A 12827-nucleotide genomic window follows, 5' to 3' on the forward strand; every position below is an offset into this window, starting at 1 on the left:
GGCTCCAATTTTTATGGTCGTCTAGTGTCCGCGCTCTTGTTCAAGCGGCTGTCCCTCATTGAAGTAAGGGACGAGTTTGTTATCAAACATGCTCAGAGCAGCACCGATGGCCATGTGCATATCCAGGTACTGGTAGGTTCCTAGGCGCCCACCAAACAGGACCTTGTTATCCCGTGCTTCCGCTGCAGCTAGTTTGCGATATGCCTCAAGCTTTGCCCGGTCCTCAGGAGTGTTGATCGGGTAATAAGGCTCGTCGCCTTCCTCTGCAAAGCGAGAGAATTCCTTCATAATCACGGTTTTGTCTGAAGGATACTGTTTAGCACGCTCTGGGTGGAAGTGACGGAACTCGTGGATGCGGGTGTAAGGGAACTCAGCATCGTTGTAGTTCATCACCGGTGTGCCTTGGAAATCACCAGTTTCTAGAACTTCGGTCTCAAAATCGAGGGTGCGCCAGCCCAGATCGCCTTCCGCGAAATCAAAGTAGCGATCCAGTGGCCCCGTGTAAACCACGGGCGCATCGGGGCTTGCAGCACGAATCTCATCGCGGACTTCAAACCAATCCGTGTCCAAAAGGATCTCGATGTTCTCGCTGTCTGCCATGCGCTCCAACCATGCGGCATAACCGTCGACAGGCAGACCCTCGTAATCATCGTTGAAGTAGCGGTTGTCAAAGGTATAGCGGACAGGCAAACGAGTGATGTTTCCGGCAGGAAGTTCCTTGGGATCCGTCTGCCACTGTTTAGCCGTGTAATCGCGGATAAACGCCTCATAGAGCGGACGACCGATGAGGGAAATCGCCTTCTCTTCCAGGTTCGCTGCTTTATCGGAATCGATCTCAGAAGCCTGCTCGGCAATCAACGCGCGAGCTTCGTCTGGCGAGTAGTACTTGCCAAAGAACTGGTTGATCAAACCCAAACCCATGGGGAACTGGTATGCGGTGCCCTTGTGCATGGCAAACACGCGGTGCTGGTAGCCGGTGAAATCCGTGAATTGATTGACGTACTCCCACACGCGCTTGTTAGAAGTGTGGAAGAGATGTGCACCGTATTTGTGGATCTCGATGCCAGTCTCAGGTTCTGCTTCAGAATAGGCGTTTCCACCCATGTGACTGCGGCGTTCAACAATGAGCACCTTTTTGTTGAGCTGGCTGGCGGCGCGCTCTGCAATGGTGAGGCCAAAGAGACCTGAGCCTACGACAATGAGATCAAATTCCTTCATGATGCAAAAGCCTATCGGAGTTTTGCACATTATGAACATCCGGGTTACTTGTTTAAGCGCACATGAATCTCATAACAGCTAACTTCAAATATAAAGCCGCAGCTTAGGGCGATTCTTCCAGACGAAAGCATGGTCTTCGCGGAATCACGGCCGGCGTCCCGCCAATAGAGGTCACGTCTACAGTGGCCTCATAGATATTTTCTATAGTTTCTTCGGTCAGCACTTCCGCTGGTGTTCCGTGCGCGACTATTCGACCTTGATCCAGCAACGCCACCTCGTCGCTGTACTCCGCTGCCAACGTCAGATCATGCATGGCTGCAACGACGGTAAGCCGTCGGGTGATGCGGAGCGCGTCGACAAGCTCAAGCACTTCTTGAGCATGTCCAATGTCCAGGGCTGACGTGGGTTCGTCGAGAAGCAAGACGTCAGGCTCTTGCACTAAAGCACGCGCTAAGGCCACCCGCTGCAGCTCCCCTCCCGATAACTCAGTCACACGCGAAGTCACAAAGGACTCCAGATCGAGGTCACGAATAGTGCGCTCTATCAGCTCATTGTTGCTGGTGCGATGAGGATAACGACCAAGCTTGATGTAGTCGATCACGCCCATCCCCTCAGGGAGCGTGGGGTGTTGTGGCATAAGAGCTACCGTGCGTGCCCATTCTTTCCGGTTCCGGCCTCGCACAGACGCACCATCCACGTACACGTCACCCGATGCTTGCCGACGCACCCCCGCGATCACGCTCAGCAACGTAGATTTTCCGCACCCGTTAGGCCCAACGAGGGACAGCCATCGTCCTCTAGAACACGACACACTCACGTGTTCCAAGGCCGCCCGCTGCACCCTGGCATAAGAAACACTGAGGTTGCGTACGTCAAGCATGCTACGACCTTCCGCGACGATGGCGGTGGAGTACGACAAGGAAGAAAGGCGCTCCGACGAAAGCCGTGACCACGCCCACTGGCAGTTCTGCCGGGGCCATCGCGGTTCTCCCCGCGGTATCAGCGGCAAGAAGAAAAATACCTCCCCAGATCACACTGACCGGGATAAGACGCCGGTGGGCAGGCCCCACCACCAAGCGAACCGCATGCGGAACAATAATTCCCACAAACCCGATGAGACCGGATACTGCGACAACCACAGAGGTTCCCAGCGTGGCCACTCCTACCAGCATTAACCGTGCGCGTTGCGGGTGCACGCCCAATGCTGCTGCTTCCTCATCGCCCAAAGTCATCACGTCGAGCAGACGAACACTCAAGCACAGCAGTACCACGCATGCCGCCACTGGCAGTATCACCAATCCCACCGTTGACCAGCCAGCTGTATTAAGGCTTCCCAGCATCCACGCGTAGATACGTTGAATGGTGTCTATGTTGCGCTGCTGCACAAAAGTCTGCGCCGCAGACGCACATGCCGCCACTGCTACTCCTGCGAGAACAACGGTCGTAGCGTCGCTCGACGTTGCCTGGCCGCCCACCACGCCAGCGCAAACGCACGTCACAGCAACCGCAGCTACGCCACCCATAAAAGCCGCACCAATGATTCCCGCGCCACCAAGACTAAAGCCTATGGTGGCCCCAAAGACCACTGCCAGAGTGACTCCAAGGCCCGCACCAGCGCTTACTCCCAAAAGATAGGGATCTGCGAGGGGATTATGAAACACCGCCTGGTATGCAGCACCCGCTATAGAAAGCATGGCTCCCACAATCACGGCCAGCACGATCCTGGGCAACCGAACGTTGAGCACTATCGCACGATGACGTTCGCTCAACACGTGTCCGCCAAGAAGCTCACGGAGAACATCGTCAGGCCCGATGCCGACCGCGCCCACAAGAGCCGCGGCGATAACCACGCATCCCAGCACGATCATGCTCAACACTATGATCGCTGAAAATAGCGTTACGTTTCGCTCTCTCATGGGCTAGGACGCTAGTGGACCGTCGACGATGCAGGCTCATGGGCACGTGCTTCCTGCGGAAGCGCCACGAGTTGTTCTGCAATCTGCTTGACCAGCAGCGGCAACCGAGTGCCCCAACGAGCAGCCAGATCCTGGTCGAGCTGCACTATCGCGTCGTGTTTTATAGCCTTGATTGTGTTCCAACCAGGCCGAGCAGCCAGATCCTGCGGAGTGATCTTTTCCGATCCTTGGTTGGCTTGGAAGATAACGTCCGGGTTGGCGTCGATAACAGCCTCGTTTGTGAGCTGCGGGTAGTCTTTTGTGCCCGACGCGATGGACTTCATACCAAAAAGTGCATAGACCTGACCGATAAACGAGCTATCGGCCGCAGCATAGAGCTTGCTGCTGATCTCGTGATAATAAGAGAGACGGGCACTCGTAATGGACTCTGGCACGGTTTTCACCGCTGCCTCAATATCGGACTGCATCTCCGAAACCCGCAGGGTAGCGTCTGCAATATGGCCAGTAGCTGCCCCTAGCCTTTCAATCTGTGAGTACGCATCGTCGATTTTCTTTGCAGCAGGCAGCACCAACACGGGGATCTCTGCCGCGTTTAGCCCAGCCACAAAGGTGTCGTCTTCCCGCGAGACCACCACAAGATCCGGGTCGTGGGATACTACTGCCTCAAGGTTGGGCTTAAATCCTGATAGCCCTTCCACGATAGGGGTTCCCGCTGGATAAGTGGAGTGTTTATCTACCGCAACCACACGCTCTCCAGCGCCGATCGCATAGAGAACTTCAGTGGCCGTCGGCGACAAACTCACGATCCTTGTGGGTTCTTGTTCCAAGGTGACGCTCTCGCCTTCGCCGGAAACTCCTGATTTCACAGTGACGGGAAAATTCTGCGATGCATCCGCATTGTGTATGTTGTTCGATGTGGTTCCGCCGTCGTTAGAACTGCAGCCAACTAATGCTGCTGCAGCGATAGCAATCCCACAAAGGGCGCTTCCTATAGTGCGAGCTAACGAGTTCTTGTGCGACATCATTATGGACGTGCTGCCTTCTTTTTTTCTTTTGGGGTACGTGAAGCTATCTCCGTACCCGAGGGACTTCCTTTTATGAGATAGGGACGTGACTACCGTGCCCTATCTAGAAGACCCAGCGCCGGCAATGTGCTGGGGTTCACGATACGGTCCACACACGAAAGAAAAATCATTTTTACCCGCCACTAGCTGCTGTTTTATCGCTTTAGTTAAGAGCTATTTTTTTGAGTTCCCGTGAAGTTTTCCACAATGAAAGCTTCGGAATACGGCGCATTTCATTCGGGTTTTGTCTAGCCATTTGTTCAGTCCAGGCAGCGCATATGACTCTCTTTTTGCACAATTCCTTGATAAAAATTCCGCCACACCTATCACAAGTGTTCCAACTTTCACATAAGTGCACTAGAGTGAACAGGGATTTTGCATTTTCTCAACAGTTCGCAACATTCCCAGACGCACCTCATTAGGGAGTTCACTATCGTGCAGCAACGACGTCGCCTAGTCCCCACACCGACTCGGCCAGTCACTGCCATCGTCTCTGCAGTGGCACTTTTGGCCTCCGCAGTCGTTGGCATTGGCGCCAACCAGATCTTGCATACCGATAACACCGGTATCGACCCCATCGAAGCCAGCGTGAGCACAGACAGCCTCGCCTCTGGCCAGAGCGTCACCGTTAACGACGCAGCCATTTCCGCCCAAGGCGAGACAGGTGCCCGCACCGTCAAGCAGTTCCACCGCGACCAGCCATTCTCCCAGTTTGCGATCACATGGAACGGCGAAAAGGACATCGCAGCTTTCGTCCGCGCTCAGCGTGCCGACGGAACCTGGTCCGAGTGGTACGACACCGAGCCGCTCGATTACGGCGCAGGCGACACAGAAAAACGCGGCACCGACCTGATCTACATCGAGCCAACCAATACGATCCAAGTCTCTATGTCCGGTGTGGATATCACCGGCGGCGCTCCAGCAACACCACCAAATGCTGAGGCAGCACCTCAGCCGGCAGCCGAGCAACCAGCAGCAGATGCCCAGCCAGCGGCTCCCGTTGAGAACCCAGAAGTGCATGGCATGGCACCTTTGCCCTCCAACTTTGGTGACATCAAACCCGTAGCAGAGACAACAAATATCACGGCTACCAACGATGTCTCAGAATTCGATGTCGTCTTTATCGAGGGCGGCGAATCTCAGCTGCCAGAAAACGGCATCCAAATGACCGCCGATTCCGATGGCATGCCCCGCGTTATTTCCCGCAAGGGCTGGGGCGCTAATGAGTCCATCCGATGCCAGCAGCCAAGCTACTTTGACGGCGTCAAAGGCATTACGATTCACCACACCGCGGGCTCCAACAACTACACCGAGTCGCAAGCACCCGGAATTGTCCGAGGCATCTACCAGTACCACGCTCAGACCTTGGGATGGTGCGACGTGGGATACCAGTCACTAGCGGACAAGTACGGCAACCTGTATGAGGGACGCTACGGTGGACTTAACCGCAACGTATGGGGTGCTCACGCTGGCGGATTCAACGAAAATACCTGGGCTATCTCCATGCTGGGTAACTACGACACCGCTCCTACGACACCGGCAATGATCAAATCTGTCGGAGAGCTCGCAGGTTGGCGCTCAGCCGTCGCAGGCATCGACCCCACCGGCTCCGGAACGCATTACTCCGAGGGAACCAGCTACACCCCTTACCCCAAGGGCCAAGCTGTAAATCTGCCGAATATCTTCGCTCACCGCGACGTTGGTAACACCGCATGCCCAGGCCAGCACGCCTACGCTCAAATGGGCAACATCCGAACAACCGCCAAGCAGAAGTACGATTCCATCAAAAGAGGCACCGCTCAATCTGGCGGAATACAAAACACCCCACCACGTGGGGATGCACCGGCGCCTCATCATCCAGCACCTGCTCAGCCGAATGCTCAAATCGCAAACATCGCCGAGCTAGTAAACAAATTAGCTGGATCGTCGATGCCTAAGGATCTTAATTCTGCTGTGGCCGCAGGCGGTTCCTTGTTGCTCCTCGCTGCAACCATTGCCTCCACCCAAGGACTCATCCCTGGAAACCTGGGCACCATAGGCAATGTACCGGTGATCAACGGACTGAAGCTTTCACAAATCCCGCCGATCATCACTCGCGTGGTTGACCTGCTCAGCAACTCTCAGATCACGCGTGCATGGAATGACATTAAAACTGTCTTTGGCCCGGTATTAGGCAATCCCCGCTCCGGCGTAGCAACCTATGCCTCCAAGACCGGAGAAGAGGTTGAATACGCCCTCTTTGACAACGGCATCATTGTCTCCACCCCGTCTACCGGCACAAACGCCCTGTGGGGTGCGATCGGCGATGCGTGGGCTCAACAGGGCTTCGACGCCGGCCCTCTGGGTCTTCCCACCGGAACGCAGTACCAGTCTGGCGAGGAATACCGCGTAGATTTCCAGCACGGCTACATCACGTTCAACCCAGCTACCGGAGCAGTAAATATTCACACAAACTAGTGCTCCAGGTGCGTCTTAAAGAAAATGCTTAACGACGGGGACAAGCTACTCACGGCTTGTCCCCGTCGTTTTCTTCTAGAACCAACGTTGAAGGATCCTCGCCACACCGGCATCATTGTTGCTCGTGGTTATCTCATCTGCGACCTGCTTAAGCGCCTCGTGAGCGTTGCCCATAGCCACACCGTGCCCCGCCCACTGCAACATTTCCACGTCATTAGGCATATCACCAAAGGCCACTGCATCCGCGGGGTCCACACCCAGCAGCTCAGCCAGGTCCTGCAGTCCCGCCGCTTTGTTCACGCCTGGCGCAGAAACTTCTAAAAGCCCATGGTCAATAGAAAAGGTGACATGCGCTAGCTCTTCGGGGATAGCTGGCGCAGCCAGCGCGTACATTTCGTTGGCGGTGAGGGCGTCGTTACGCAAAAGAAGCTTCATAGCAGGGCGCGACAAGAGTTCATTCTCTGTCTCCATCCCGTGCTCATCGCTCTCCCACGCATGGACATAGCCCGGTGTCACCGCGAACAGTTCCGCAGGGTGGTCAAAGGCAGAAGCCCCCGAACGTTCAACGGCAATTCCACAATCAAGATTTTCCCTCACTGCGCTGACCACAGTACGCAGAACCTCGGGGCTGAGCGTATGCGCGCGCAGAACACGATCGCTCGCCGAATCATAAAGAACAGCGCCATTGGCACACACGCAAATAGGCCGAACGCTCAGCTGATCCAACACATGGTAAATCCACCGTGGAGGACGCCCAGTAGCCAAAGCAAAGAAGACTCCCTGAGCCCCGGCGCGCTCAACAACCTCGCGTAGCTCCAGCGACACTCGCTCCCGAGAATCGAGGAACGTTCCGTCTACGTCGCTCACGATGAGCTTGGGTTCCCACGTCACAATGCGGTCCTCCGGTTCCAGGGGAAAGTGAATACGTCACCTATCATTGTCCCGTCCTGACGTGACAAATGTCTAGGGCAGAGACGCCTACGGGGGCAGCATAAAGATGACGCCCACGACGGTAGCGTCGATAAGCTACTGCCATGGGCGTCAAGCGCTAAAAATCTCTTATTTCTGTTTCTTAGCCTTTTTCTCAGCGCGAATACGCCGCTGTTCTGCGTCGATACGTTCAGCTTCTTCCACGGTAGGCGCAGAACCTCCCATGGACGCAGGACGCCATGACTCACCGCCAGCAAAGGGCCCATAGGCCTTTTCATATTCCGTGCGTACTCCGTCGAGTAGCTCGATCATCGCTTCGCGGAGGCGTTGCGTAGCTTCTTCTACGGTGCCTTCGAGCGACACTGGTTCACCGATCCGAATCCACACGGGAATGTGGCTGCGCCCGATGTCACGCTTCAGCCCCTTAGTCCATACGCGTTGACTACCCCAGACCGCGACGGGAATGAGGGGGGCGTCCGCTTGCTGAGCGATACGCACGGCACCGCTCTTTAGCTCTTTGACCTCAAAACTCCGAGAGATCGTGGCCTCTGGGAAAATGCCCACAAGTTGCCCTTGTTGAAGATGCTTAATTGCCTCATCAAGAGCCCCTGCACCTGCAGCACGGTTAACCGGAATGTGCTTCATCATCCGCACCAGTGTGCCCACTACAGGTACATCGAAGATTTCCTTCTTAGCCATGAATCGGGTCAGTCGCCCACCACGAAGATTGGCCGCAGCGCCGCTAAAGATGAAGTCGTAATAGCCTGTGTGATTGATCGCCAACAGCGCCGATCCCTGAGCTGGAACATGTTCCGAGCCCTCTACCGTGAGTTCGATAGCTTGGGCGCGGAGAAGGCCTTTTACGAGCTTTGCCACGATTCGGCCGTAAAACCACTCTCGGCTCTCTGGATGCCTCGGGACTTTATGCAAGCCCTTTGGCACCCAGCAAATGCCCTGCTTTTCCCATCCGGTGTTCATGGTTTACCCAAATACCTCTTACTTGATTGGCTCCAAAACGTCCTTACCCACGAATGGGCGCAGAGCTTCAGGAACGATAACTGAGCCATCTGCTTGCTGGTTGTTCTCAAGGATTGCAACCAACCAACGCGTGGTGGCAAGAGTTCCGTTAAGGGTGGCACACGTCTGAGCTTTTCCGGACTCATCACGGTAGCGAGTCTGTAGGCGCCGTGCCTGGAACGTGGTGCAGTTTGAGGTAGATGTCAGCTCACGGTAGGTGTTCTGGGTAGGGATCCATGCCTCAGTATCAAACTTACGAGCTGCAGAGGAGCCTAGGTCGCCTCCGGCGACGTCGATAACGCGGTATGGAACCTCCACGGCTGCGAGCATGTCGCGTTCCATCTTAAGGAGCGCTTGGTGTTGCTCGACAGCGTCTTCTGGCTTGCAGAAAACGAACATCTCAAGCTTGTCAAACTGGTGAACGCGCAGGATACCGCGGGTATCTTTGCCATAGGAGCCGGCCTCACGACGGAAGCAGGAAGACCAACCAGCGTACTTAATCGGACCTTTGTTGAGGTCAATGATTTCATCCTTGTGGTAGCCAGCCAAGGCCACCTCAGAGGTTCCTACTAGGTAAAGATCATCGCGCTCAAGATAGTAGATCTCATCGGAGTGAGCACCCAGGAAGCCGGTTCCCTGCATGATCTCGGGTCGTACCAACACTGGTGGAATCATCAGCTGGAAGCCGTTGTCGCGGGCCTTCTGAGCAGCAAGGTTGAGCATCCCCAGCTGCAAGAATGCGCCATCGCCGGTGAGGTAGTAGAAACGGGCGCCGCCTACCTTCGTGCCACGCTTGGTATCGATCAGCCCCAGGGACTCACCAAGCTCAAGGTGGTCTTTGGGTTCAAAGTCAAAGGTGCGCGGCTCACCAACATGTTCCAAAACAATGAAGTCATCTTCTCCACCAGCAGGGGCGTCGGTGACCACATTGCTAAAGAGCATTTGGAGCTCGTCTACCTTTGACTCTGAGGCAGACTGCGCTTCCTCAGCTTCTTTTACCTTTGCCTTCAACTCATTTGAGCCTTCAAGCAGGGCGGCGCGCTCTTCCGGAGCGGCCTGGCCAATCTTCTTGCCAAAAGCCTTGTGCTCGGAACGCAGCTCATCTGCAACCTGGATTGCAGCACGTCGTTCTTCATCGGCAACCAGAAGCTTGTCTACCAATTCAGGGTCTTCGCCGCGGATACGCTGGGATTCGCGGACAATATCGGGGTTCTCGCGGAGGAATTTCAGATCAATCACACATCCGACCTTACCGCCTTCCATTAACTAGTAGGTCACAACATGACCAAAATCATGGCTGGTTATGACCAGCACGGCTACACTGATACCTATGGTCGACACTCGATTGGGGTTGCCCGCCAGAACCCTAACTGACGGAACCAGCACGCCAAAGCATCAACAGCTCAGGGAAATACTTGAAGAACTCTGCCGCACCGAGCTCAAACCTGGCGACATGCTGCCTGGTGAGCGCGTTTTAGAAGAGGCCTATGGGGTCAGCAGGATCACCGTAAGACGTGCCATCGGCGACCTCGTAGCCACCGGCCAGCTCCGCCGTAGCCGAGGCAAAGGCACCTTTGTGGCGCAATCTCCTATGGTCACTCGCCTACAACTCGCTTCTTTTACAGATGAGATGTCTGCGCGGCGTATTGAGCCTTCCAGCAAGATTTTGGCGTCCGCTTGGTCCGCACCCAATTCTGTGGTCCAAGAGTTCTTCCGTACAGACGCCACTACGCCGCATACCCACCTCGTGCGTCTCCGCCTAGGAAACGGCAAACCTTTCTGTCTCAACGACGCATGGTACAACTCAAACTTCGCGCCAGATTTACTAGAAAACGACGTGTATAAGTCCGTTTATCAGATTCTGGAAAATTCTTACAACATTTCCATTACCGGCGCGGAACAAATCACCACAGCGGTCGCCGCGACAGCTGAAACAGCCCGAATTCTCGACGTTGAAGTGGGAGAACCTCTTCTCAAAGTTGAGCGTCATGCCAGTGCAGGCAACCATCCCATCGAGTGGTGTTCCTCCCTTTATCGCACAGATAGATTTGCGTTGCGGACCTTTATTTCAAAGTAAGTAAGTAGACTGAGGTCACTATGACTCAATCTTGGCGCAGTGCTACAGCAGTTCGTATCCTGCTTGTCGGAGCTTTGGTCTCCACAGCAGGCGTCGGCGCGTACTCTTTTTCTTCCCAGAATGAGGGCTCGTCCAAGCAGTCTCAGTCACGTCCTTCCTCTGACAGCAAAGCGTCTGCGGCGTCTTTTACCACTGCTGACTCGGGGTCATGCCTCACATGGAAAGACGGCGCGGGAAAGATCACTAACTTTGAGCAGGCCGACTGCGCAGGCGAGCACCGCTTTGAGGTCTCTTCTCGCGAAGACCTCCGGGCTTACCCGGCATCTGAGTTTGGCGACGAAGCCCCCATGCCAGATCTCACCCGCCAAGCTCAGCTGCGTGAGGAGTTATGTCTTAACCCCACGATCCAATATTTGAAAGGCACCTTCGACCAGATGGGCAAGTATTCGGTTGCCTCGATCTTGCCACCGCAAGATGCCTGGTCAAAGGGCGATAGGACCTTGCTCTGCGGTATTCAGGCAACTGATGACAAAGGCGCTCTCATCCCGACATCTGGCCGCGCCGCTGAGCAAGACCAATCCCGCATATTCCGCCCCAATGAATGTGTGCTTGTCGACGCCGCCAGCGCCACCCGAGTCGTCGATTGTGGTGCCGAGCACCAGCTGGAAATCACCTCCATCGTAGATTTGCAGCCGGTCTTCCCAGAGGGAACCCCCTCCCTTGAGCAACAAGACAAACATCTCCAGCAAGTGTGTACTCAAGCAGCCCAAGACTACTTGGGAGGTGACGACCCTCTCTACTTCTCCACGCTGCAACCCTTCTGGACAACTCTCCCCGAAAACTCGTGGGCGGGCGGCTCCCGCAGTGTTAACTGCGCGCTGGTCTTTGGGCAGGATCGTAAATTTGCCACACTCGCCGGCAGCGCTAAAACCGGTTTCACTATTAACGGTCAACCCCCGGCTTCCCGTCCGGTACGCGCACCTATCGTGAATCCAGAGGCTCTCATTGGCCCTCACCCAGAACCGGCACGCTAATGATTCAGATCAGCGATGAGCACTTTGAAGAACTCGTAGACCAAGCGTTATCTGCTATCCCCGAGTCCATCACTGAACACATCACCAACCTTGCCATCCTCATCGAAGATTATGCCGAGGACTCCCCCTATATCCTCGGCCTCTACCACGGTGTGGCACTCACCGAGCGCAGTTTTGATCACGCCGGGTTCCTCCCCGACACCATCACTATTTATAGAGAAGCCCTCAAAAAGTACTGTTCCTCCGAGGAAGAACTTGTAGAACAGGTTCGTATCACCGTTATGCACGAGATCGGCCACTATTTTGGGCTCGAAGAAGAAGATCTGCATCGATTGGGCTATGCCTAGACCGGTCTAGCCGGGCCTAGCCTGCATTTCCATAGACATAAGCATGATGTGGAGACCTCTGAGCGGCTAATGTCTATGGAAATGCAGGCTCATCCTTATTTCATGGCTGATCCAGAAGCGTGCTGCCCCACATCTCGCAATGCCATTGACCAAATTCTCCTCGAGGTTCAATGACCATAAGAGAGGTATTCCCCACGTAGGTATTCTGAGCCACGCTTTCAGGCACGTCGGAAGAATATCGAGTGGCAATACGGATCGCAGCCCCGTGGCTCACAGCGAGATAGTCTTTTCCTGTCTCCCGGCATAACGCCGCAAGGCTTTCTAAGGGCGGACGCATCCGGGTAATCACCTCATGCGCAGTTTCCCCTTCCGGCATTGCGGCGTGAAGGTCCCCGCTCATCCAGGCGTCGAGAGCACGGACATATGCCTCATGCGCCTCAGGGGCTGAGCTTCCTTCTAAAGCCCCTGAAAAGACTTCCCGCAGGTGAGGATCCACGTCGATGGGGTAGGTATCCGCCGGAAGCCCCAAGGTTTCCTCATACGCCTTGACCACGGCAACAGCTGTCTGCTGAGTGCGGATTGCGACAGAAGACACCACCCCGCCAAGATTCTGGGTGATCTGGGCCAAATGCACGCCCGCTTCTGCGGCTTGGAGCCGGCCCAGAACAGTCAGTTCCGCCCCTGGTGGCCGCGTATCAAATATGCGAGCAGCGTTAGCAAAAGTGCGCGCATGGCGCATCAGAATAATTCGGCCCATGGTTCCCATC

12 protein-coding genes are annotated in these 12827 nt (G+C 55.3%); 4 read left to right on the plus strand and 8 right to left on the minus strand.

What is annotated here, in order from left to right; all coding sequences use genetic code 11:
* Window positions 1-21: 21 nt before the first annotated feature.
* The 4 genes from glf to CKV68_RS05845 all read right to left on the minus strand — a co-directional run bounded on the left by glf (window position 22) and on the right by CKV68_RS05845 (window position 4159).
* Complete coding sequence (glf, locus tag CKV68_RS05830; RefSeq protein WP_029975167.1) at window positions 22-1218, minus strand: UDP-galactopyranose mutase; 1197 nt, start codon at window positions 1216-1218, stop codon at window positions 22-24.
* Window positions 1219-1321: 103 nt separating this feature from the next.
* Window positions 1322-2098, minus strand: a complete 777-nt coding sequence (locus CKV68_RS05835) for an ABC transporter ATP-binding protein (protein WP_095075785.1) — start codon at window positions 2096-2098, stop codon at window positions 1322-1324.
* A 1-nt stretch (window position 2099) separates the two neighbouring features.
* Complete coding sequence (locus CKV68_RS05840) at window positions 2100-3134, minus strand: FecCD family ABC transporter permease (RefSeq protein ID WP_038622556.1); 1035 nt, start codon at window positions 3132-3134, stop codon at window positions 2100-2102.
* Between the two features lie 11 nt (window positions 3135-3145).
* Window positions 3146-4159, minus strand: coding sequence for an ABC transporter substrate-binding protein (locus CKV68_RS05845; RefSeq protein WP_095075786.1), 1014 nt, complete (start codon window positions 4157-4159; stop codon window positions 3146-3148).
* Window positions 4160-4633: 474 nt separating this feature from the next.
* On the opposite strand from CKV68_RS05845, the gene CKV68_RS05850 reads away from it, so the two are divergent.
* Window positions 4634-6655 carry an N-acetylmuramoyl-L-alanine amidase gene (locus tag CKV68_RS05850; protein WP_023636477.1) on the plus strand — a complete coding sequence of 674 codons (2022 nt, stop codon included), beginning with the start codon at window positions 4634-4636 and terminating at the stop codon, window positions 6653-6655.
* Between the two features lie 75 nt (window positions 6656-6730).
* On the opposite strand, the gene CKV68_RS05855 is transcribed toward CKV68_RS05850, so the two are convergent.
* The 3 genes from CKV68_RS05855 to serS all read right to left on the minus strand — a co-directional run bounded on the left by CKV68_RS05855 (window position 6731) and on the right by serS (window position 9841).
* Window positions 6731-7567 (minus strand): HAD family hydrolase, encoded by an 837-nt coding sequence (locus CKV68_RS05855; protein ID WP_095075787.1) that lies wholly within the window; start codon window positions 7565-7567, stop codon window positions 6731-6733.
* A 147-nt stretch (window positions 7568-7714) separates the two neighbouring features.
* Window positions 7715-8563 (minus strand): lysophospholipid acyltransferase family protein, encoded by an 849-nt coding sequence (locus CKV68_RS05860; RefSeq protein ID WP_095075788.1) that lies wholly within the window; start codon window positions 8561-8563, stop codon window positions 7715-7717.
* Between the two features lie 18 nt (window positions 8564-8581).
* A complete protein-coding gene (gene serS / locus CKV68_RS05865) occupies window positions 8582-9841 on the minus strand; it encodes a serine--tRNA ligase (protein ID WP_095075789.1) in 1260 nt (419 codons plus the stop codon).
* Between the two features lie 64 nt (window positions 9842-9905).
* On the opposite strand from serS, the gene CKV68_RS05870 reads away from it, so the two are divergent.
* From CKV68_RS05870 to CKV68_RS05880, 3 genes are read left to right on the plus strand one after another with little or no spacing between them, the layout of a single operon-like run.
* Window positions 9906-10679: a GntR family transcriptional regulator gene (locus tag CKV68_RS05870; protein ID WP_013912551.1), complete on the plus strand. Its 774-nt coding sequence runs from the start codon at window positions 9906-9908 to the stop codon at window positions 10677-10679.
* 20 nt (window positions 10680-10699) lie between these two features.
* Entirely contained in the window at window positions 10700-11713 is a 1014-nt protein-coding gene (locus CKV68_RS05875; RefSeq protein ID WP_013912552.1) for a septum formation family protein, read from the plus strand.
* Window positions 11713-12060 (plus strand): metallopeptidase family protein, encoded by a 348-nt coding sequence (locus tag CKV68_RS05880; RefSeq protein ID WP_013912553.1) that lies wholly within the window; start codon window positions 11713-11715, stop codon window positions 12058-12060. The genes CKV68_RS05875 and CKV68_RS05880 overlap by 1 nt, the downstream gene beginning before the upstream one ends.
* A 100-nt stretch (window positions 12061-12160) precedes the next feature.
* Here CKV68_RS05880 and CKV68_RS05885 read toward each other — a convergent pair whose 3' ends face one another.
* Window positions 12161-12826 (minus strand): histidine phosphatase family protein, encoded by a 666-nt coding sequence (locus CKV68_RS05885; protein ID WP_013912554.1) that lies wholly within the window; start codon window positions 12824-12826, stop codon window positions 12161-12163.
* Window position 12827: the final 1 nt, after the last annotated feature.

It is taken from the genome of Corynebacterium ulcerans, assembly GCF_900187135.1.
GTDB lineage: Bacteria > Actinomycetota > Actinomycetes > Mycobacteriales > Mycobacteriaceae > Corynebacterium > Corynebacterium ulcerans.

Excerpts from the sequence above, each read along its gene's own strand:
- CKV68_RS05885 (WP_013912554.1), bottom strand. The coding sequence starts at position 12,826 with ATGGGAACCATGGGCCGAATTATTCTGATGCGCCATGCGCGCACTTTT.
- CKV68_RS05845 (WP_095075786.1), bottom strand. The coding sequence starts at position 4,159 with ATGATGTCGCACAAGAACTCGTTAGCTCGCACTATAGGAAGCGCCCTT.
- CKV68_RS05835 (WP_095075785.1), bottom strand. The coding sequence starts at position 2,098 with ATGCTTGACGTACGCAACCTCAGTGTTTCTTATGCCAGGGTGCAGCGG.
- CKV68_RS05875 (WP_013912552.1), top strand. The coding sequence starts at position 10,700 with ATGACTCAATCTTGGCGCAGTGCTACAGCAGTTCGTATCCTGCTTGTC.
- glf (WP_029975167.1), bottom strand. The coding sequence starts at position 1,218 with ATGAAGGAATTTGATCTCATTGTCGTAGGCTCAGGTCTCTTTGGCCTC.
- CKV68_RS05870 (WP_013912551.1), top strand. The coding sequence starts at position 9,906 with ATGACCAGCACGGCTACACTGATACCTATGGTCGACACTCGATTGGGG.
- CKV68_RS05840 (WP_038622556.1), bottom strand. The coding sequence starts at position 3,134 with ATGAGAGAGCGAAACGTAACGCTATTTTCAGCGATCATAGTGTTGAGC.
- CKV68_RS05860 (WP_095075788.1), bottom strand. The coding sequence starts at position 8,563 with ATGAACACCGGATGGGAAAAGCAGGGCATTTGCTGGGTGCCAAAGGGC.
- CKV68_RS05880 (WP_013912553.1), top strand. The coding sequence starts at position 11,713 with ATGATTCAGATCAGCGATGAGCACTTTGAAGAACTCGTAGACCAAGCG.